The 21,153-nt window shown below is 73.5% G+C and carries 16 protein-coding genes and 1 pseudogene; 8 read left to right on the forward strand and 9 right to left on the reverse strand.

Annotated elements, in window-relative coordinates:
• Window positions 1-17: 17 nt before the first annotated feature.
• The 4 genes and pseudogenes from hisI to D7147_RS15210 form a co-directional block, all read right to left on the reverse strand.
• Window positions 18-452: a phosphoribosyl-AMP cyclohydrolase gene (gene hisI, locus D7147_RS33070; RefSeq protein WP_120678883.1), complete on the reverse strand. Its 435-nt coding sequence runs from the start codon at window positions 450-452 to the stop codon at window positions 18-20.
• A 180-nt stretch (window positions 453-632) separates the two neighbouring features.
• Window positions 633-1,328 (reverse strand): annotated as a pseudogene (locus D7147_RS33075) (phosphoribosyl-AMP cyclohydrolase); the annotation flags it as partial.
• A 60-nt stretch (window positions 1,329-1,388) separates the two neighbouring features.
• Window positions 1,389-2,393 (reverse strand): aldo/keto reductase, encoded by a 1,005-nt coding sequence (locus D7147_RS15205; RefSeq protein ID WP_120678051.1) that lies wholly within the window; start codon window positions 2,391-2,393, stop codon window positions 1,389-1,391.
• Window positions 2,390-2,776 carry a MerR family transcriptional regulator gene (locus tag D7147_RS15210; protein ID WP_120678054.1) on the reverse strand — a complete coding sequence of 129 codons (387 nt, stop codon included), beginning with the start codon at window positions 2,774-2,776 and terminating at the stop codon, window positions 2,390-2,392. Before D7147_RS15210 ends, D7147_RS15205 begins: the two co-directional genes overlap by 4 nt.
• 107 nt (window positions 2,777-2,883) lie before the next feature.
• On the opposite strand from D7147_RS15210, the gene D7147_RS15215 reads away from it, so the two are divergent.
• The 3 genes from D7147_RS15215 (at window position 2,884) to D7147_RS15225 (ending at window position 5,122) form a co-directional block, all read left to right on the forward strand.
• Entirely contained in the window at window positions 2,884-3,636 is a 753-nt protein-coding gene (locus D7147_RS15215) for an ABC transporter ATP-binding protein (protein WP_120678056.1), read from the forward strand.
• Window positions 3,633-4,391, forward strand: a complete 759-nt coding sequence (locus D7147_RS15220) for an ABC transporter permease (RefSeq protein ID WP_120678059.1) — start codon at window positions 3,633-3,635, stop codon at window positions 4,389-4,391. Before D7147_RS15215 ends, D7147_RS15220 begins: the two co-directional genes overlap by 4 nt.
• A gap of 131 nt (window positions 4,392-4,522) precedes the next feature.
• Window positions 4,523-5,122: a TetR/AcrR family transcriptional regulator gene (locus D7147_RS15225; RefSeq protein WP_120678062.1), complete on the forward strand. Its 600-nt coding sequence runs from the start codon at window positions 4,523-4,525 to the stop codon at window positions 5,120-5,122.
• A 156-nt stretch (window positions 5,123-5,278) separates the two neighbouring features.
• Here D7147_RS15225 and D7147_RS15230 read toward each other — a convergent pair whose 3' ends face one another.
• A complete protein-coding gene (locus tag D7147_RS15230; protein WP_199734187.1) occupies window positions 5,279-9,313 on the reverse strand; it encodes a discoidin domain-containing protein in 4,035 nt (1,344 codons plus the stop codon).
• A gap of 149 nt (window positions 9,314-9,462) precedes the next feature.
• Between D7147_RS15230 and D7147_RS15235 the strand changes: the two genes are divergently transcribed.
• On the forward strand, window positions 9,463-10,437 hold the full coding sequence (locus tag D7147_RS15235) for a LacI family DNA-binding transcriptional regulator (RefSeq protein ID WP_120678065.1): 975 nt from the start codon (window positions 9,463-9,465) through the stop codon (window positions 10,435-10,437).
• A gap of 33 nt (window positions 10,438-10,470) precedes the next feature.
• On the opposite strand, the gene D7147_RS15240 is transcribed toward D7147_RS15235, so the two are convergent.
• Window positions 10,471-11,214, reverse strand: coding sequence for a DUF2470 domain-containing protein (locus D7147_RS15240; RefSeq protein ID WP_120678068.1), 744 nt, complete (start codon window positions 11,212-11,214; stop codon window positions 10,471-10,473).
• Between the two features lie 69 nt (window positions 11,215-11,283).
• Here D7147_RS15240 and rpsD point away from each other — a divergent pair, with 69 nt between their 5' ends.
• Entirely contained in the window at window positions 11,284-11,895 is a 612-nt protein-coding gene (rpsD, locus tag D7147_RS15245) for a 30S ribosomal protein S4 (protein WP_120678071.1), read from the forward strand.
• A gap of 37 nt (window positions 11,896-11,932) precedes the next feature.
• Here rpsD and D7147_RS15250 read toward each other — a convergent pair whose 3' ends face one another.
• Together D7147_RS15250 and D7147_RS15255 are read right to left on the reverse strand one after the other, a co-directional pair.
• The gene (locus D7147_RS15250; RefSeq protein WP_120678074.1) at window positions 11,933-13,729 is read right to left on the reverse strand and encodes an ABC transporter ATP-binding protein; all 1,797 of its coding nucleotides are present in this window, start codon (window positions 13,727-13,729) and stop codon (window positions 11,933-11,935) included.
• Between the two features lie 114 nt (window positions 13,730-13,843).
• Window positions 13,844-15,724, reverse strand: a complete 1,881-nt coding sequence (locus tag D7147_RS15255) for an ABC transporter ATP-binding protein (protein ID WP_120678076.1) — start codon at window positions 15,722-15,724, stop codon at window positions 13,844-13,846.
• 220 nt (window positions 15,725-15,944) lie between these two features.
• Between D7147_RS15255 and D7147_RS15260 the strand changes: the two genes are divergently transcribed.
• The 3 genes from D7147_RS15260 (at window position 15,945) to D7147_RS15270 (ending at window position 19,592) form a co-directional block, all read left to right on the forward strand.
• Window positions 15,945-16,574: a TIGR03085 family metal-binding protein gene (locus tag D7147_RS15260; protein WP_120678887.1), complete on the forward strand. Its 630-nt coding sequence runs from the start codon at window positions 15,945-15,947 to the stop codon at window positions 16,572-16,574.
• A gap of 123 nt (window positions 16,575-16,697) precedes the next feature.
• Window positions 16,698-17,639 (forward strand): terpene synthase family protein, encoded by a 942-nt coding sequence (locus D7147_RS15265; RefSeq protein WP_120678079.1) that lies wholly within the window; start codon window positions 16,698-16,700, stop codon window positions 17,637-17,639.
• Window positions 17,640-17,765: 126 nt separating this feature from the next.
• Window positions 17,766-19,592, forward strand: coding sequence for an AMP-dependent synthetase/ligase (locus D7147_RS15270; RefSeq protein ID WP_120678082.1), 1,827 nt, complete (start codon window positions 17,766-17,768; stop codon window positions 19,590-19,592).
• A gap of 48 nt (window positions 19,593-19,640) precedes the next feature.
• Here the strand turns inward: D7147_RS15270 and yczR are convergent, their stop codons facing one another.
• Window positions 19,641-21,098, reverse strand: coding sequence for a MocR-like transcription factor YczR (gene yczR, locus D7147_RS15275; RefSeq protein ID WP_120678085.1), 1,458 nt, complete (start codon window positions 21,096-21,098; stop codon window positions 19,641-19,643).
• Between the last annotated feature and the right edge of the window lie 55 nt (window positions 21,099-21,153).

A 21,153-nucleotide genomic window follows, 5' to 3' on the forward strand; every position in this document is an offset into this window, starting at 1 on the left:
CCGGCTTCCCGGCGCGCTCACGGCGTCTCCACGCCGGTGACCGGCAGCTCGTCGAAGAAGCAGGTGCGGTGCCCGGTGTGGCAGGCCGCGCCGACCTGCTCCACCGTCACCAGCAGCGCGTCGCCGTCGCAGTCGAGCGCGACGGAGCGGACGTACTGGTGGTGGCCGGAGGTGGCGCCCTTGACCCAGTACTCCTGGCGGCTGCGCGACCAGTAGGTGGCCCGGCCGGTGGTGAGCGTGCGGTGCAGCGCCTCGTCGTCCATCCAGGCGACCATCAGTACCTCGCCGGTCTCCTGCTCGCGCACCACGGCCGCCACCAGCCCGTCGGCGGTACGCCGCAACCGCGCCGCGATGGCCGGGTCGAGCCGGGACGACGGACGGGCCGGGCCGGACACCGGGGGCCGGCTCGCTGGGCTGGGGGCGCCGGTCACGGGCGCGTCAGGTGCGGGCACAGTAAGACATTCTCCCGCACGCGGCGCGGGCACCGCAGATGCCTCCCGTCGGGGGCGGGGCGGAGCATCGGAGGCCCGGACGAGCTGGGCGACGTAGCGGTCCAGCCGGCCGTCGAGCAGCGCCTCGGCCAGGTCCGCCCCGGCGGCCTCGGCGATCCGTTCGGCGTACGGCCGGATCAGCGGGAGCGACCCCCTGACCAGCCGGACCGCCGCGGCCCAGAGCTGCTCGGGGGCGCCCGGGCGCAGGCCCAGGCAGAGCAGCATGTCCGCCCGGTAGCCGGGCGGGGCGACCGGAAGGTTCAGCGCGGCCTCGGCGGCGGCCCGGCGCGAGGCGACGCGCACCGAGGGGTTCGCCAGCCGCAGCACGGACGGGCAGAGCCGGGCCAGGTCGGCCGTGACCAGGCGGAGCCCGAGGTGGTCCCCGGCGGCTCGGGCACTCGCCGCCTTGCCGAGGGCGGCGATCAACTCCTCCAGCTGTGGCTCGCCCGCCGGTTGGCAGAGCACCGGCAGGTCGATCCGTCGCCGCCAGTGCGCGTCCGCCCAGAGCAGCCGGGCGGGCGCGAGCACCGGCAGGCCGAACGCCCAGTCGGCCGGTTTCCCGAGCCGGGCCACCCAGGAGCGGACGTCCCGGGCGGCCACCGACACGTGGGTGAGCCGGCCCGCTGTCCGGGCCAGGTACGCCCGCCGTGCGGCGTACGGCGCACCGCCGACCAGCACGTCGAGGTCGACGTCGCTGTGTTCGGTGGCGGCCTGCCGGGCGTGGCTGCCGCGCAGCATGATGCCGACGACCTGCCGCTCGCCGAACTCACGCAGCCGGGCCGCCCAGTCGTCGAGGAATCCGGCGTCTGGCAACGGAGCGTGATCCACGTCCGCCATCGTGCCGTACCGGCGCTGTCCGATGGCGCACCTGGTGTCCGAATCGACGGCGACAGTCTCTCAGTGCCCGAGGGTTCTCATCGCCGGCGTCGGGTACCTCTCGCCGGCCGCGGCTCCGGGGGGCAGCGCCGCGTCGAGCCGGCCCAGTTGCGCCGCGTCGAGGTGGACGTCGGCCGCCGCCACGTTCTCCTCCAGCCAGCGCACCCGCTTGGTGCCGGGGATCGGCAGCACCTCCTCGCCCTGCGCGAGCAGCCAGGCCAGCGCCGTCTGCGCCGCGGTGGCGCCGACCTCGGTGGCCACGGCGCGCACCTCGTCGACCAGCTTGAGGTTCGCCGCCAGGTTGCTCTCGGCGAAGCGGGGCGCCCCGGCACGCCAGTCGTCGGCGGCGAGCTGACCCCGGCTGGTTATCGCCCCGGTGAGCAGTCCCCGCCCGACCGGCGAGTACGCCACCAGCGCCACCCCCAGCTCCCGGCAGGTGGCCAGCATCTCCGCCTCCACGTCCCGGGTGAAGAGCGAGTACTCCATCTGCACGGCGGCGACCGGGTGCACGGCGTGCGCGGCGCGCAGGGTCGCCGGGCTGACCTCGGAGAGCCCGATCAGCCGCACCTTGCCGGCCGCGACGAGCTCGGCCATCGCTCCCACGGTCTCCTCGATCGGGGTCTGCGGGTCACGCCGGTGCAGGTAGTACAGGTCGATGGTGTCGACACCGAGGCGCGACAGCGAGGCGTCGCACGCCTGGCGGGCCCAGTCGGCGCTGGAGTCCACGTAGGCGCCGGGGGTGCCGGTGAAGCCGTAGCCCTCGCCCCGGTTGCGGTTGCCGAACTTGGTGGCCAGGAACACCTCCTCCCGACGGGCTCGGACGACCGGGCCGAGCAGGCGCTCGTTGGCGCCGGCGCCGTAGACGTCGGCCGTGTCCAGGTGGTTGACGCCCAGGTCCAGGGCGCGGTGCAGGGTCCGGGTCGACTCGGCGTCGTCCCGGCCGCCGTAGGCGAAGCTCATCCCCATGCAGCCGAGGCCGATCGCGGAGACCTCCGGCCCGTTCGCTCCGACACGCCGACTGATCACTGGCCCTCCTCCGCTCGGCGGTACGCGTCGATCTTGTGGTCGAGCACCTTCAGGTCCGCCTCGAGCTCGGCCATCCGGGTCAGTACCCGCGCCCGGTGCGACTCGAAGAGCGCCCGCCTCGCCCCGAGGGTGCGATCGCCCTGCCGGGCCAGTTCGGCGTAGCGGCGCATGTCCCGTACCGGCATGCCGGTGCGGCGCAGCCGGGTGAGCAGGAAGAGCCAGTCGACGTCGCCGGTGGTGTAGCGGCGCCGTCCGGCCGAGTCGCGACCGACCGGCGCCACCAGACCCTCCTGCTCGTACCAGCGCAGCGTGTAGGTGGTGAGGCCGACCCGCTCGGCCGCCTCGCCGACGGTGAGGGTGCGCTCGCGTGTGCTGATGTCCACGACCGACAGGGTTGCAGTTCGACTGCGCTCGAAGTCAACCCGTTGCGCGCGGGCGGATAACTCATCTAGCGTTGAGTTCAACAGTTGATGAGTTCTTGGGAGGAGCGATGGAGGATGCGATCGTGCTCCGCGACCTGGTCGTCGACCGGGGGCGGCGGCGCGTGCTGCACGGCATCAGCTGCGCGGTGCCGCGCGGCGTGGTCGCCGGCCTGCTGGGGCCGAGCGGCAGCGGCAAGACCACCCTCATGCGCGCGGTGGTCGGGGTGCAGGTGGTCGCCGGGGGCACGGCGACAGTGCTCGGACGCCCCGCCGGCTCGGCCGACCTGCGCCGACGGGTCGGCTACCTGACCCAGGCGCCGAGCGTCTACGCCGACCTCACCGTGCGGGAGAACGCGCGCTACTTCGCCGCCCTGCACGGGCGCGGCCGGGCCGACGCCGACCGGGCGGTCGCCGACGTGGGGCTGGGCGCGGCGGCGGGACAGCTGGTCGGCACCCTCTCCGGCGGGCAGCGCAGCCGGGCCTCGCTGGCCTGCGCCCTGGTGGGCGAGCCGGAGCTCATCGTCCTCGACGAGCCGACCGTCGGACAGGATCCGGTGCTCCGCGCCGAGCTGTGGAGCCGGTTCCACGAGCTGGCCGCGGCCGGGGTGACGCTGCTGGTGTCGAGCCACGTGATGGACGAGGCGGCCCGGTGCGACCGGCTGCTGCTCATCCGGGAGGGGCGTCTGATCGCCGACGACACCCCGGACGCGGTCCGCGCCGCCGCCGGGGTCGCCGACCTCGACGAGGCCTTCCTGCGTCTGATCCGGGCGAACGAGGCCAGTGCCGCCGTGGCGGCGGGCGCCGGAGGGGAGTCGTCGTGAACCCGCGGATCCTGGCCGTGACCACCGGTCGCATCCTGCGCCAACTACGCCACGACCGGCGTACGGTGGCGCTGCTGCTGGTGGTGCCGGCGCTGCTGCTCACCCTGGTCTACTACATGTACGCCGACCAGCCCGCCCCGCCCGGCGGCGCGCCCTCCACCTTCGACCGGATCGCGCTGGTGATGCTCGGCTTCTTCCCGTTCATCGTCATGTTCCTGGTGACCAGCATCGCCATGCTGCGCGAGCGCACCACCGGCACCCTGGAGCGCCTGCTCACCACGCCGTTGGCCAAGGCCGACCTGCTCTTCGGCTACGGCATCGCCTTCGGGCTGGCCGGGGCGGCGCAGGCCGCGGTCGCCGCGGCGGTGGCGTACTGGCTCTTCGACCTGGAGACCGCGGGCGGCAGCGGGCTGGTGATCATGATCGCCGCGTTGAACGCGGTGCTCGCGGTCGCGCTCGGCCTCTTCTGCAGCGCCTTCGCCCGCACCGAGTTCCAGGCCGTACAGTTCATGCCGGTCGTGGTCGCCCCCCAGCTGCTGCTCTGCGGGCTCTTCGTGCCCCGTGACGAGATGGCCGGCTGGCTCCAAGCGATCAGCGACGTGCTGCCGCTGTCGTACGCCGTCGAGGCGTTGCAGGAGGTCGGCGCGCACGCCGAGCCGACCGGCACGATGTGGCGGGACGTGGCGGTGGTCGCCGGCGCGGCGGTGCTCGCGCTGGTGCTCGCCGCGGCCACGCTGCGCCGACGCAGCGGCTGACCGACCCGCCCGTTCGGCGGGGCGGGAGCAGGACGACCCGGCCCGGCGAACGGGCGGGCCGGCAGCACGAGGAACACGAGCGACCCGGCCGGGCGAACGGACGGGTCGAGGAGCACCAGCGAAGGGCGGCGATGGCGCGACGGACCGGCCGGCGACCCGGCAACCCGGGGACCCGCGAGGCGATCCTCTCCTCGGCGCGGGCCGCGTTCGCCGAACGAGGCTTCGACGCGGCCTCCATCCGGACCATCGCCGCCACCGCCGGCGTGGACCCGGCGCTGGTGCACCACTACTTCGGCAGCAAGGACCAGCTCTTCCTGGCCGCCATGCAGGCGCCGGTCGACCCCCGGGAGCTGCTCCCGGGAGTGATCGCCGGCGATCCGGACGGCATCGGCGAGCGGCTGGTCCGCACCTTCCTCGGCGTCTGGGACTCCCCGGCCAGCACCGCCGGGGTGGCACTGCTGCGCTCGGCCGTGAGCAACGAGTGGACCGCCCGGCTGCTGCGCGAGTTCGTGGTCACCCAGGTGCTGCGCCGGGTGCTGGAGCACCTCGACATCGACCCGGCCGAGCTGCCGCTGCGCGGGTCACTGGTGGCCACGCAGCTGGTCGGGCTGGCCATGATGCGCTACGTGATCCGGCTGGAGCCGGTCGCCTCCGCCGCCCCGGAGACCCTGGTCGCCGCCGTCGGCCCGACGATCCAGCGCTACCTGACCGGCGAGCTGCCCACCGGATAGCCCCACCGCCCCGGGCGGTGCGGGTCACCGTTCCGGCGGCGGCACGGGACCGCCCAGGCTCACGATCGGTGTCGGGCGGCACGGCAGCCCGAGCCCTGGGGCAGTCACGCCGACGGGTGCGCCGGCCGCCGGAGCGACGACCGGCGCACCCGAACCTCAGCCCGCCGAGTTGTACGCCCGCGCCGAGACCCGCACGTGGCCCCGCAGGTCCAGCCGCGCCGGCCACGAGATCTCCACCCGACGCGACTCGCCGGGAAGGAGCCAGAAGTAGTTCTCCTCGTACCGGGCGGGCAGCACCCGCTCCCCCCGGGCGTCGCGCACGTCGAGCCGGACCAGCGCCGCCACCGTGTCGCCCTCGTTGCGCACCGTCGTGCTGACCGTGGCGCGACCACCGGCCGTGCGCACGCCGCCGGTCTTCGTGGACAGGCGGGTGCGCGCCAGGTCGTTGAGCGCGCGCATCTGCGCGGCTTCGCCGTAGCGCCAGTAGGTGTTCTCCGAGAGCAGCCGGCCGTGTCCGTCACGCAGCTCCAGCCGGACGAGGTGCAGCCCGGCACGGTCCGGCTCGGGCACCACGAACGCGGCGGAGGTGGACGAGGCCGCCACGCTCAGCCGCTGGCTCTGGGCCGCGCCCAACGACCGGCCTCGCAGGTCGTACCGGCGGGCGGTGACGGTGGCGCCGGTGAGCGCCGTCGTGGTGTGGTTGACGGCCCGGACCCGCCAGGTGCCGGGGTCGGCCTGGACGTGCAGCGGCTCGCAGCCCTTCCGGGTGCCGAAGTAGGCGCCGTTCACGTCCAGGTCGTAGTCGTACGTCTGCCAGACGGTGCTGTGCCACGCCGGGTGCGACATCCACAGCAGCAGGCCGGTGGCGTCCTGCCACAGGTTGGCGTTCCACGCCTCGAACATGGCGCGGTGGCTCTCGTAGTTCACGAACTGCGCCCGGGTGGCGAACTCGTCGAGCGAGCCGGACTCGCCGAGCCGCGCGTCGATCGCCTCCTGGTACGTGCCGACGCGCTGGTTGCCGATGCTCGACCAGTCGTGGTGGTTCCAGACCACGCCCGGCGGCCACTCCGGCTCGTCGCCGACGAGGTTGCGCATGCTCTCGACGACCGAGACCACCGGCATGCCGATCTCGGTGTGGAAGCCGAAGGAGTCGGCCTCGTAGATCTTGTTGTCGACGTACGTCGCCGGGTCGACCCAGTGGTACGGCCCGCGGCCGCTGACGATGCCGCTCGCGGAGTTCGGGATGTAGAGGATCTCCGGGTGCTGGGCGGCGACCGCCTGCTTGAGCCCGGCGTCGACGATCGGCGGCGGGTCGCCCTCGTTGGCGCCGCACCAGACGACGATGCTCGGGTGGTGGCGGTACCGCCGGATCGTGTCGGCGGCGATGTCGACGTAGCCGGGCGGGTTGGGCAGGAACTGGCCGGCCTGCCAGAAGTCGTTCCAGACGAGGATGCCCTGCTCGTCGCAGGCCTGGTAGAGCTCCTCGCGGTTGCTGCTGCCGAGCCAGTTGCGGATCATCGTGAAGTTCATGTCGCGGTGCATCTCGACCGTGTCGGCGAGCCGCTCGGGCAGCACCCGGCGCAGCAGCTCGTCCCAGCCCCAGTTGCCGCCCCGGGCGAAGACCGGCACGCCGTTCACGCTGATCTTGAGTTCGGTGATCTTGTTACTCACCGACTTGACGTCGGTCCAGTGCTGCCCGTCGGCCGAGACCTGGATGACGAAGTCGCGGGCGTACGCCTGCTCCCAGACGATGGTCACCTGGTCGAAGGTGGCCGGCCCCGCGAAGTCGACCTGGATCCACTGGCCGTCCTCCGCCTTCGACGCCCAGCGGGTGCGCGGGTTGCCGTCGACGGCCCGCTCCGGGCCGGTCGAGTCGCTGTCGGCGGAGGAGGCGCTCGCGGCGGCGCGCAGGGCCAGATCGGTCTCCGGGTCGGCCTGCCGCCCCACCGAGAGCGTCCACATGGAGACGCCCCACGAGGTGGCCCGGGTACCGGCCTGGATGCGCAGGTGCTGGGCGGTCTGCTCGGGGAACGTCTCGACCTGGGTGGCCCGGCTGCCCAGCGGGGTCTCGTTGCTGACCGCCTTCACGTCGGTGAAGGACTCCCCGTCCGCGGAGACCTGGACGCGGTAGTCGAGGGCGTACGCCTGCTCCCAGACGATGGTGACCCGGTCGAAGTCGACCGCCTCGCCGAGGTCGACCTGGAGGTACTGGTCGTCCTCGTACTTGGAGGCCCAGCGGGTCGTGGGGTCGCCGTCGACGGCGTTGGCGGCGACGTTGGTGTCGTTCTCCGCGCCGGAGTCGGTGGCGGACTTTCCCCGGGCCAGGTCGGGGCCGTCGCCGTCGGCCACCGAGAGCGACCACATCGAGACGCCCCATCCGGTGGCGCGCTGGCCGGCCTGGATGCGGACGTGCCGGGCGTGCTGGCGGTCGAAGGTGACGATCTGCGTGGCGGCGCCGTCGACGAAGTCCAGCGGGGGCGTGCCGGGCGGCGAGATCTGGATCGGCTGGTGCCAGTCGTAGCCGAACTCCCGGACACCGAACCGGACCCCACGCCGGTCGCTGACCTTCCGGCCGACGGTGGCGGTGAGCTTCAGGTCGTACAGGTGGGGCTCGCCGTAGCCGTTGGGCCACCAGAGCCGGGGGTTGCGCAGCCGCAGCGCGGGGAAGCGCTCCGGCGTGAACTCCACAGTGGTCTCCCCGCCGGCGGGCACGGTCACCGTGGTCTCGACCTTGACCTTGTCGAACTCCGCGCGGACGGTCACCGTGGTGGCCGTGGCGGCCGCGTTGCGCACCGGTACGGCGATGGTGACCTCGGCGGCGCCGGTCTCCGGCAGGTTCGGCAGGACGGTCTTGACGTACGGGTCACCGAGGACGGCGGCCCCGGTGCTGCGCAGCCGGACGTGGTTCCAGATGCCGCTGACCCGGTCCCGGACCGCGGGCATCCAGTCCCAGCCGGAGACGGCGAGGTAGGTCGGCGCGTCGAGGTAGTGGTGGGCCGACTGGAGGAAGGTCCGCCCGTCGGGCCCCTTGTCGCCGGGAGTGCCGGGGTGCGGCATCGGGGTGACCTGGACGGCCACGACGTGCTCGGTGTGCCCGGCGAGGGCGGCGGTGATGTCGAGGGCCGCCCGGGCGAAGGGGTGCTTGACGTCGCCCACCCGCGTCCCGTTGACCCAGACGGTGGCCTCGTGGTTGATGCCGTCGAACTCGAGCCACACGTGGCGGCCGGCGGAGGTGTCCAGCCCGCGGGGCAGCCGCAGGGCCCGGCGGTACCACCAGGAGTGCCGGGACAGCGCCTCCGGGATGCGCATGTTGTTGAGGCCGGAGACCGGGTCGGGCAGGTGGCCCCGGTCGACGAGGGTGCCCAGCACGGTGCCGGGCACGGTGGCCGGGAGCCAGTCCCGCACGTCGACACCGCCGGTGGAGAGCTTCGCGCCGTCGGTGGTGCCGGCGAAGTCGTCCATCGTCAACGACCAGCCGGACTCGACCGGCACGGTGCCGTCGGCGGCGACCTTCAGCTCGGGTGCTGGGCGGGTGTTGCCCCCCGCCCAGCTGGTCCAGCCCTCGGCTCGCGGCCGCGGGGCGAGGGCGGTGCCGTAGACCTGGAACCCGTTGAGTCCGACGGGGTTGCTGTTCGAGCGCTTCGTGGCGGTCATCCGGATCCACCGGGCGGTGGCCGGCTCCGGAAGCCGGATCGCCTGGGCGCCGCCCTGGCCCTCGGTGGTCTCGTACACGGTCCGCCAGGTCCGCCCGTCGGAGGAGACCTCGAGCCGGTACGCCACGGCGGCGCTGGAGAGGATCTCGTCGCCGTCGGTGTCTGTGTAGTTGCCGTCGAACGGCCCGTCGGCGAGCGTGGCCTCGAAGACCAGCGTCACCGCCTCGATCCGGCACGGCGCCTGGAGATCGACCGAGATCCACTGCGGATCGGCGGCGGCGGCTCGCCAGCCGCTGCCGCGCACGCCGACCTGCGGCAGTCCGTCCACGGCGAACGAACCCGGGGTGGGCGCGTAGTCGGTCGAGGAGACGCTCACCGGCCGGTACCGGGCCAGGTCGACGGCGGCGGTTCCGCCTGCCGGCGCGGCGGGCGCGGCCCCGGCGGCCTCGGGCAGCGCGGCGGCCACGCCGACCGAGGCGAGCAGGGTGGCGCTCGTGGACAGGAAGGTTCGCCGCGACATGGACGCGGACTCGGACATGATGCCTCCCAGGCTGACAACGTTGTCAGATCCTCGCGGCGAAAGATCACACGTGTCAAGGCGTTGACCCGAGCTTGATCCACCCGTCATCCGGAGGCGGTAAGGTCTCGCGGGTGACCAGCGCCCCCGGCCGCAGCAGACGACCCACCATGGTGGACGTGGCCGCCCTCGCCGGGGTGAGCGTGAAGACGGTCTCCCGGGTCGTCAACAACGCCCCCTACGTGCAGCCGGAGGTGGCGCAGCGGGTCCTCGCCGCCGTCGCCGAGCTCGGCTTCCGCCGCAACCACCTGGCCAGCTCGCTCCGCTCCGGCCAGGCCACGGCGACGATCGGGCTGCTCATCGAGGAGATCGCCAACCCGTTCTACGCCACCATCGCGGGCGCCGTCGCAGAGGTCGCCTCGGAGCATGACACGATGCTGCTCATCGCCAGCTCCGAGGAGAACCCGGCCCGGGAGCAGCAGCTGCTCCGCGACCTCTGCGCCCGGCAGGTGGACGGCCTGCTCGTCGTACCCGCCGGCGACGACCACGCGTTCCTCTGCAGCGAGGTGGAGCGCGGCACCCCGGCGGTCTTCCTCGACCGGCCGGCCGGCGGCCTGCCGGCCGACACGGTGCTGCTGGACAACCGCGGCGGCGCGAACGCCGGCGTCCGGCAACTGGTCGAACTCGGCCACCGCCGGGTCGGCATCCTGCTCGACTCGACAGCCATCTACACGATGCGGGAACGGCTGGCCGGCGCGCGGGACGCGCTCACCGCGGCCGGGCTCGCCGACGACCGCCTGATCCGCTACGGCATCCGGGACCCGGAGACGGCCGCCCGGGTCGTCGGAGAGCTGCTCGACGAGCCCGAACCGCCGAGCGCCTTCTTCGCCCTCAACAACCGGATCTCACTCGGCGCGGTGGAGGAGCTGCACCGCCGGGGCAGCGACGCGGCCCTGCTCGGCTTCGACGACTTCGACCTGTCCCGGCTGCTGCCGTACCCGTTCACGGTGGTCGCCTACGACACCCGCACGCTGGCGCGCACCGCGGCCGAGCTGCTCTTCCGCCGGATCCAGGGCGACCGGTCCGCGCCGCGCGACCTGCTGATCCCCACCGAGCTGGTCGACCGGGGCCTGCCCCGGCGCTGAACCCCGGCCGTCGATCGGTGCGCGGGCGGCCGCTCAGCCGGCGGCGGCGCGCGGGCAGATCATCGGGTGCAGCAGCCGGACCAGCTCGGCGTGGTCGGCCACCGGCGCCGGGAAGGCCAGCCGCGCCCGACGCCGGGCCCCCGGCCCACCGAGGGCCACCACGAGACCGTACCGGTCCATCCGGACCACCCGGGGCGCGTCGGCCGGGTCGTCGGCGACCAGGCCGAAGTGCCGGCGAAGGTAGGCGCTCACCTCGTCGCCGTGGTGGTCGGCCAGGTCGGCCAGCAGCTCCGCCTCGATCGGGTGCAGCGGGTCCGGCTCGGCCCCGGCGTAGACGTCGGGGTCGACGCGACGGACGTCGTCGGCGCGCTCCCAGCGGGCCTCGGCCACCTCGAAGCGGAACAGGCGGAACCGGCGGCCGAGGTCGAGCAGGTCACCGGTCGGCTCGACGGCGGCGAAGTCCTGCGCCGCGGCGCGGGCCTCCGCGCCGCCCAGTTCGACGGCCCAGCCGGAGACCCAGGCCCGCCCGAGCGAGGGCGCGCCCGCCGCGGGAGGCAGGTCGAGCACGTCGAGGACGATCGCCACGTCCTCGTCGCCGTCGACCGGCCGCAGCGCCGCGGCGAGATCGCTGACCACCGGCACGAGCAGCAGCACCCGCCCCTCCGGGTCGGTCACGTGCCGTACGTGGTGCGGGCCGGGCCGGTGCGCCAGGTGGACGAGGCCGGGGAGCCGGCCCGCGACGAGGGTACGGATGATCTCGGCGGGGCTGGGTCCCATGGCGCGATCTCCTTAGTAGGTTAGGCTTACCTAACTAGCACCATAGAGCACCTGATCGGAGACGTCCACGTGAACCAAGCCCGGCCCAAGGTCCGGCTCTCCCGCGCCCTCGGTATCCCCCTCACCGCCAAGTGCGTCCGCTACGTCGAGCGCCGCCCCTACCCGCCGGGCGTACACGGGCGGCAACGCCGCAAGACCTCGGACTACCAGGTACGGCTGCTGGAGAAGCAGCGGCTGCGCCACCAGTACAACGTCAGCGAGACCCAGCTGCGCCGCACCTTCGACGAGGCCGCCCGGGGCGCCGGGAAGACCGGCGAACGTCTGGTCGCGCTCCTGGAGCGCCGCCTCGACGCCGTGGTCCACCGCGCCGGCCTGGCCCGCACCATCTACCAGGCGCGCCAGCTGGTCGCGCACGGCCACATCACGGTCGACGGTCGCAAGGTCGACCGCCCCTCCTACCGGTTGCGCCCCGGCCAGCTCGTCGGAGTCCGCGAGCGCAGCCGCGAGCTGCTGCCGTTCCAGGCCGCCGCCGCCGGCACGAACCGGGGAGACGGCCCGGGACAGCCGTACCTGGACGTGGACCTGGCCGGCCTCCGGGCGACGCTGCTGCGCGAGCCGACCCGGAACGAGGTGCCGGTGATCTGCGACGAGCAGCTCGTCGTGGAGTACTACTCCCGCTGACCCCGCCGCCCCGGCACGGTCGACCCCCGTGCCGGGGTCAGCGGGTCTGCTCCAGCCACGAGGCGTAGAGCAGACCGTAGGTCGACTCCGGGTCCCGGACCAGCTCGTCGTGCGGTCCGCGCTGCACGATCCGACCCCGGTCGACCACGATCACCTCGTCGGCGGCCTGCGCGGTCGAGAGCCGGTGCGCGATGGCGAGGGTCGTCCGACCTCGGGTGACCGCGTCCAGGGTCCGCTGCAGGCGCACCTCGGTGGCCGGGTCGACGGCGCTGGTCGCCTCATCGAGCACCAGCAGGTCCGGGTCGGCCACGTACGCCCGGGCCAGCGCCACCAGCTGCCGCTCCCCCACGCTCAACGCCTCACCGCGCTCGCCGACCGGAGTGTCCAGCCCGGCGGGGAGCCCGTCCAGCCAGTCCGCCAGGCCCAGCTCGTTGAAGGCCGCCACGAGCTGCTCGTCGGAGAGCTCCGGGCGGGCGAACCGGACGTTCTGCCCCACCGTGGCGTCGAAGAGGAAACCGTCCTGTGGAACCATCACCACCCGGGCGCGCAGCGAGGCGAACCGCACCTCGTTCAACGGCACCCCGGAGAGCAGCACCGCGCCGCCGGTCGGGTCCATGAGTCGGGTGAGCAGCTTGGCGAAGGTCGTCTTGCCGCTGCCGGTCTCGCCGACCACCGCCACCCGGCTCTTCGCCGGGATCTCCACCTCGATGTCGTGCAGCACCGGCGCGCCGCCCGGGTACGCGAAGCCCACCCCGGCGAAGCGGATGTCCAGCGGACCGGACGGCAGGTCACGGCCCTGCTCGGCCGGGTCGGCCACGTCCGGGGCCACGTCGAGCACGTTCAGCACCCGGCGCCAGCCGGCGATCGCGTTCTGCGCCTCGTTGAGCACCTCGGTGGCGATCTGCACCGGCTGGATGAAGAGGGTGACCAGGAAGAGGAACGCGGTCAGCTGGCCGATGCTGAGCGTGCCCCCGACGCCGAGGACGACGCCGAGCGCCACCACGCCGGCCAGCGCCAGCCCGGCCGCCAACTCACCCACCGAACTGCCCATGATGCTGATCCGGATGGCCCGCTGCTGCGCCCGGCGCTGGCCGTCGATCGCCTCGTCGAGGCGGCGGCCGGTGCGCTCCGCGATGCCGTACGCCCGGATGACCGGCGCGCCGACCACGCTCTCACCGATCGCACCCAGCAGCGTTCCGGTGCGCTGCCGGACGATGCCGTACGCGGTGCCGAGGCGACGCTGCAGCGACCGGATCACGAAGACCGCGGGCAGGAAGGCGGCGAGGACCATCAACGTCAGCTGCCAGGAGTACGCCAGCATCACGATCGTGGTCACCACCAGCTGACCAAGGTTGACCAGCAGGATCACCCCGCCCCACTGGAGGAACTGGGTGATCTGGTCGACGTCGCTGGTGACCCGCGAGACCAGCGAGCCGCGCCGCTCGGACTGCTGGTGCAGCATCGACAGGTCGTGCACGTGGCGGAACGCCCGGATCCGGACGTTCGCCAACGCGGTCTCGCTGACCGTGAAGAGGCGGCGCATCATCAGGTAGCCGCAGAGCGTCGTCACCGCCAGGATGACCGCGGCGGCCGTCACCACCGTCCAGATCACGCCAAGGTCGAGCCCGCCGACGATGCCGTTGTCGATGCCCTGCTGCACGGCGACCGGCACGGCCACCCGGCCGACCATGTAGACCAGGGCCAGGGCGAGCGTGCCGAGCAACCCGGTACGCAGCTCCGGGGAGAGCGCGAGGCCGCGCCGCAGGGTCTGCCAGGTCGTCTCGGTCGGTTCGGGCGCCTCCGCCCCGCGCTGTGCGGTGCTCGTCGTGCTCACCGGTTCGGCCTCTCGTTCGCGACTGCGGGGCTCCGCTGCGCTGCACTCCTCGCGCTCACCGGTCTCGCCTTTCGTTCGCGACTGCGGGGCTCCGCTGCGCTGCACTCCTCGCGCTCACCGGTCCACCTCGATCTCCAGACCCGAGTGCAGTGGATCCGCCTCGGGGTCGTACGGCTGCTCCTGGGTCCGCTCCACCTCGGCCTGCTCGTAGGCGGTGACCAGGTTCGCGTAGCCGGGCACGGTGGCGAGCAGCTCGGCGTGCGTGCCCCGGGCCAGCACCCGGCCCTGCTCGACGTAGATCACCTCGTCGGCGAGCGCGATGGTGGCCCGCCGGTACGCCACCACGAGGATCGAGGCGGGGCTGACCCCGGAGCGGTCGGCGGAGCGCAGCCCGGCCAGGATGGCGGCCTCCACCCGCGGGTCGACCGCGCTGGTGGCGTCGTCGAGCACCAATAGCCGCGGCCGGCCCGCCAGGGCGCGGGCCAGCGTGATCCGCTGCCGCTGCCCGCCGGAGAGCGAGGTGCCGCGCTCCCCGACCATGGTGTCCAGCCCGTCGGGCAGCGCGGCCACGAAGCCGTCCGCCTCCGCCAGCCGCAGCGCGGCCCACACGTCGTCGTCGGTGACGCCCGGCCGGTCCAGCGCGATGTTGGCCCGGACGGTGTCGTCGAAGATGAACGGCACCTGGGCGACGAGCGCCGCGGTGCGGGCCAGCGACCCGGCGGTCAGCTCGCGTACGTCCACACCGTCCAGGGTGACGGCGCCGGAGCGCGGGTCCACCAGCCGTACGGCCAGAGAGGCGATCGTCGACTTGCCGGCGCCGGTCGGCCCGACCAGCGCCACGGTCTTCCCGGGCGGCACGGTGAAGGAGACCTCGCCGAGCACCTCGGCGCCGGGCAGGTGCGCCTCGGCCGGCTCGTAGGCGAAGGAGACGTCGTCGAAGGTGAGCGGGGCCGGCGTGGGGTCGGCCGGGTCGAGCTCGCGGTCGCCGTACGGCATCTCGCCGGTGGCGTCGAGCACCCGACGCAGCCGGTCCCAGCCGGCGACGCTGCGCGGCAGCTCGGCCAGCACCCAGCCGATCGCCCGCACCGGGAAGGCCAGGACCGTGAAGAGGAAGGCGACGCTGACCAGTTCGGCGACGCCGATCGCGCCCTGCCGGAGCCGGAACGTGCCGACCACCAGGACGGCGAGGGTGCCGAGGCTGGGCAGGGTCTCGAGCATCGGGTCGAAGACGCCGCGCAGCCGACCCACCGCGATGAGCGAGTCCCGCAGCTCACCGGCGCGGCCGGCGAAGCGGCCGGTCTCCTGCGCCTCCCGCCCCATCGTCTTCACCACGAGCGCCCCGTCGAAGCTCTCGTGCGCGATTCCGCTGACCTCGGCGCGCAGCCGCTGGGCGCGCGCCTGCCGGGGCGCCATCCGGCGGGAGTAGATCACGTTCAGCACGAAGAGCGCCGGGAAGACGGCGAGCCCGACCAGGGCCAGCGCCCAGTCGGTGGCGAAGAGGGAGGCGACCGCGCCGACCAGCATGACCAGCGTGCCCACCGCGAACGGCAGGGGCGCGATCGGGTACCAGGCGGCCTCGACGTCGGAGTTCGCGTTCGAGAGCAGAGTGCCGGTGGAGTTGCGGTGGTGCCAGGCCAGCGGCAGCTCCAGATAGCGGCGGGTGACCCGGCGGCGGTACGCGGCCTGGAGCCGGTACTGCATGTAGCCGGCGCCGAGCCGGCGGCCGAAGATGCCCACCACCCGCACGACGCTGATCCCGAAGAGCGCCACCGCCGCCAGCGCCAACGTGCCCGCGGCGACCGAACCGCGTTCGATCGAGGGGACGACCACGTCCCCGACCACCGCGCCGACCACGTACGCGCTGGCGATCACCATGGATCCGAAGAGCACGCTGCCGACGACCGCGACCGTGAAGATCCGTGGCTGTTCCCGGATCGCCCGCCCGAGGACCGCCAGTCCCCGACCGACGACGTCCCGATTCGTACCGCTCGACACGTTCTCCCCCGCCGTAAGCCGCAATTATCTCCCCCATCCTTACCGGTCCGGGGGTGGCCCCGCCGTCCGCCCGGCTATGTCGGCCGTCACGTGGCCGACACAGCGGTGGGCCGGGCGGATCGGGCCGCGTCCGGCCGGCCGCGACCTGGTCCCTCCGGTCCCCGACGTGCCGACGGGCCGCCGCGGCGCGCCGGGCGCCGTCCCGGCTTACCATCTGGTCATGCCCCGGTACGCCCGAGCCGAGCGCGACGCGCTGGCCGATCTCATGCTCACCCTGGGACCGGATGCGCCGACGGTCAACGAGGGCTGGTCGGTCCGCGATCTCGCCGCGCACCTCGTGGTCCGGGAACGCCGGCCGGACGCGGCCGGGGGGCTCGTGCTCCGTCCGCTGCGCGACTACGCCGAGCGGGTCCGGCGGGACGTGGCCGCACGTCCCTTCGCCGAGCTGGTGGCCCAGGTGCGCCGGCCGCCGCTCTGGAGCCCGGTCAGCAACCCGCTCACGGACGAGCTGGCCAACACGATGGAGTTCTTCATCCACCACGAGGACGTGCGGCGGGGCGGGGCCGGGTGGTCGCCTCGCGAGCTTCCCGCCGGGCTGCGGTCCACGCTGTGGCGGCGGGCCGCCCCGCTCGCCCGGCTGGCGCTGCGCCGGTTCCCCGCGGACGTCTACGTGCAGGCGCCCGGTCACGGGCAGCTCTCCACCGGTCGGGGCGGCGAGCAGCTGCGGCTGGTCGCGCCACCGGGCGAACTCACGCTCTTCCTCTCCGGGCGGCAACGGGTTGCCCGGGTTCAGTTGGACGGCCCGGCGGAGTTGACGCAGCGGCTGCGCGGGGCCAACCTCGGCATATAACTCAGTGCACATAATCGGTCACTCACCGACCGTCCTGCAATGTGCACCCAGCGACCCGAACCGATCTCTCCTCCCGTACGCTTTCCCGCGTCGTTCGCACCGGACGGCGCGAGTGGGGGCACGATGCGGACCTTCGCGGTCTCGGCGCTGCGGGAACCCCCCTTCCCCGCACGGCGCCATGACAGCACGGATCGGCTGACGGGGGAGAGCACTGCCTGGGCGCAGAGCTTCGGTCTGATCGAATCCGGTCACCGGCTGAGCCGGCTGCGCCGGGCGGACGCGGCCGGGCTGGCCGGTCGGGCCGCGCCCGACGGCCCGCTCGACGAGGTCCGGCTGCTGACCGACCTGATCTCCTGGCTCTTCGTGATGGACGACGCCTGCGACGAGGACGGCCTCGGCGCCGCGCCCACCCGGCTCGCACCGGTCGTCGCGAAGCTGCTCGACGTGCTCGACGGGCACGGCGAGGGGCCGGTGACACCGTCCGCCGGCCCCCTCGGCGCCGCGCTGCACGATCTCTGCCGCCGGGTACGCGCCCACGGCCGCTCGGCCCTGCTGCTGCGCTTCGTGAGCCGGGTCCGGGACTACCTGCTCGCGCTGCTGTGGGAGGCGAGCAACCGGGAGCACGGGCGGGCGCCCGGGGTGGCCGAGTACGTGCAGATGCGCCGGCACACCGGCGGCGTACACCCCAGTTTCGCGCTGACCGACCTGGCCCTGGCGGGCTTCCCCGGCGCCGCGACCCGGACCGAGCCGGCCCTGCTCACCGTCGACACGCTCGCGGCGGACCTGGTCTGCTGGTGCAACGACGTCTTCTCCTACTCGAAGGAACGCTCCGCGCCGGACGGGCACAACCTGGTCACCGTGATCGCCCGGGAGTCCGGCCGCGACGAGCTCGCGGCGCTGCACGCGGCGGCGGACCGGTTCAACGACACCCTGTCGGCGTACCTGGCGGCGGAGGCGGAGCTGCTCGCCGCGGGCGACCCGGCGGTCAACCAGGTGCTCGCCGCACGGCGCAACTGGGTACGGGCCACCTACGACTGGTCGTTGGTCGCCGCCCGGTACGCCTGAACGGCCACGCCGGCCGCCCTTCCGGACGATCACCGGGGGTAGCCCGGCCGGGGGTGCCACGCATACCCTTCGGTAACCACCATGACGTGACGCCCGTCACGTCACACCCCCGAAGGCGGCACAGCGATGTCTCTCGATGTACCGTACCGTTCCATCCCCGACATGTTCCTCAAACGCGTGGCGGCGACCCCCGACCGCCACGCTTTCGCCCACCCCGCGGCCGACGACTCCGGCCCGGTCTGGCTGACCTGGTCCCAGATGGGACAGCGCGCCAAGGCGATCGCCGCCGGGCTGCACGGCCTCGGCGTGGGCCTGGAGAATCCGGTGGCGATCCTGGCGAACACCCGGATCGAGTGGGTGCTCGCGGATCTCGGGATCATGTGTGCCGGCGGTGCGACGACGACCGTCTACCCCACCACCGAGCCGGAGGACGCGACCTACATCATCGCCGACTCGGGTTCCCGGGTGCTCTTCGCCGAGGATCCGGCCCAGGCCGCCAAGGTGGCCGGCGCCGACCTGCCCGCGCTGACCCACGTGGTGCTCTTCGACGGCACGCCCGACCCGGCCGCCGCCGTCCCCCAGCTCACCCTCGCCGAGCTGGAGCAGCGCGGTGAGCGGGCCCTCGCCGCCGAGCCGGACCTGATCGACATGATCGTCGCCGGGATCGGCCCGGAGCACCTGGCCACCCTCATCTACACCTCGGGCACCACCGGCCGCCCCAAGGGGGTCGAGCTGCTGCACGGCGGCTGGTGCTGGGAGGGCGTGGCGCAGGCCAACCTGGGGCTGCTGCGCGAGGACGACCTCCAGTACCTCTGGCTGCCGCTGTCGCACTCGTTCGGCAAGACCCTGCTCTGCGGCGCGATCCACGTCGGCCTGCCCACCTACGTGGACGGCCGGGTGGACCGGCTGGTCGACCTGCTCGGCGTGATCCGGCCGACGCTCATGTGCGGCGCGCCGCGCGTCTTCGAGAAGGTCTACAACCGGGCGGTGACCACCGCGCAGGCCGACGGCGGCGCGAAGGCGAAGATCTTCGGCTGGGCGGTCCGGGTCGGCAAGGAGAAGGTCGCGCTGGAGCAGGCCGGCAAGCCACTCCCGGCCGGACTGAAGCTGCGCTACCGGGTGGCCGAGAAGCTGGTGTTCAGCAAGCTCCAGGCACGGCTCGGCGGGCAGATCCGGGTACTGGTCTCCGGTGCCGCGCCGCTCAGCCCGGAGATCGCCACCTTCTTCGCCGCCGCCAACCTGCCGATCTCCGAGGGGTACGGGCTGACCGAGACGAGCGCCGGCAACTTCGTCAACCCACCGGCGGGGCTGCGCATCGGCACGGTCGGCAAGGCGATGGGCGACCTGGAGTGCCGGATCGACAGCGACGGGGAGATCCTGGTGCGCGGCCGGCCGGTGATGCGCGGCTACCACAACCTGCCCGAGGAGACGGCGGCGGCGTTCACCGAGGAGGGCTTCTTCCGCACGGGTGACATCGGCAGCCTCGACGACGACGGCTACCTGCGCATCACCGACCGGAAGAAGGACCTGGTCAAGACCTCCGGCGGGAAGTACATCGCGCCCTCGCACATCGAGGGGATGTTCAAGGCGATCTGCCCGTACACCTCGCAGGCGGTCGTCATCTCCCAGGCTCGCAACTACTGCACCATGCTGGTCACGCTCGACCCCGACGCGATCAAGGGCTGGGTGGCCGGCACCGACCTGGCGGGACGCGACTACGCCGAGATCGTGACCGCGCCGCAGGCGCAGGCCATGGTCGAGGAGTACGTGACCCAGCTCAACAGCAAGCTCAACCGCTGGGAGCGGATCAAGAAGGTCACCATCCTGCCCCGCGACCTGGCCATCGAGCACGGCGAGATCACCCCGTCGTTGAAGATCAAGCGCCGCGGGGTGGAGGCGAACTTCGCCGCCGAGATCGACAAGATGTACGAGGGCACGCTCGCCGAGCTCTGAGCCGAACCACGCCGGCCTCGCTCCCGTCCCGGGGCGGGGCCGGCGTCCTCAGGCGATGACCGTCGGTTCCCGCCACTGTCGACGGGCGGCCCGGTCCAGGTCGTAGCGGACCGCGGCGATCCGGCCGACCGCGTCGACGAGTTCGGCCGCGGGCAACGTGAACGGCAGCCGCAGGAATCGCTCCAGGGTGCCGTCGAGGCCGAACCGGGGACCCGGCGCCAGTCGTACGCCGACCTCCTCGGCGGCCCGGGCCAGGGCGCTGGAGATCGGCCCGTCCAGCTCCAGCCAGAGCGTCACCCCGCCGCGCGGCACGGTGACCCGCCAGTCCGGTAGCCGTTGAGCGAGCGCACCCAGCAGGGCGTCGCGCTGGACGGTGAGCTGCGCCTGCCGGTCCGCGACGATGCCGGCCGCCTCGGCCAGCAGGTGCACCGCCACCAGTTGGTCCAGCACCGGGCTGGCCATGTCCACGCCGACGCGGGCGGCGGCCAGGCGCTGCACCTGCGGGGCGGAGGCGCGGACCCAGCCGATCCGCAGTCCGCCCCAGTACGGCTTGCTCATTCCGCCGATGGAGATCACTCGGGAGTGCCGGTCGAACGTCGCCACCGGCGGCGGCACCGGCGTGCCGTCCAGCGGCAGGCTCACGAAGGACTCGTCGACCACCAGATCGGTGCCGGCGGCGTGGGCCGCGGCCACCACCCGCTCCCGCAGCTCGCCCGCCATCAGGTGGCCGGTGGGATTCTGGAACTCCGGAATCAGGTAGGCCAGCTTCGGCCGCCCCTGGCGGATGCTGCCGAGCAGCAGGTCGGTGTCCCAGCCCGCACCGTCCGCGGCGAGCCCGTGGGTGGCGATACGGGCCCGGCGGGCGGCGAGCGCGGCGAGCGCGTTCGGGTAGGTCGGCGACTCGACCAGGACTCCGGCGCCGGGTGACAGGGCCAGCCGCAGCACCAGATCGAGGGCGTGCTGGGTGCCGCTGGTCACCATGATCTGGTCGGGCGAGGTCGGCAGGCCCCGTTCGGTGTAGCTCTGCGCGATCGCCTCGCGCAGCTCGACGATGCCCGTCGGGTGGTATCCGGCCCCGCCCAGGTAGCGGGGCAGGTCCTCGGTGGCGGCCCGGGCGGCCGGCATCAGCTCCGGCGGCGCGGCCAGCGCGGCGATCCCGAGGTCGATCATGTCGACGTCGTCCAGCGGCGTCCACAATCCGGTGCTGGTCACCCGGTGGTTGCCGGGCAGCATGGTCCAGCTTCCCGCGCCCCGCCGGCTGGCCAGGTGACCGCTCTCCCGCAGCTGCCGGTAGGCGGCGGTGACCGTGGTCCGGCTGATCTTCAGCGCCTGGGCCAGTTCCCGCTCGGCGGGCAGCCGTACGCCCAACGGCAGCCGGCCGTCGGCGAGCAGCCCGCGGACCGCTCCGGCGAGCGCGGCGTAGTCGGGGCTGCGCCGACGGCCCGGGAGCGCATGCCACTGACCGAGCAGCCGCGCCAATTGGACTCCCCGGACCTGGCTGGTCATGGCCACCTCCCCCGGATTGGCTCTATCACTCGATGAATTGGCCCCTAGGGTGGCA

The sequence above is a fragment of the Micromonospora musae genome, assembly GCF_003626545.1.
In the GTDB taxonomy this organism is placed as follows: Bacteria; Actinomycetota; Actinomycetes; order Mycobacteriales; family Micromonosporaceae; genus Micromonospora; species Micromonospora musae.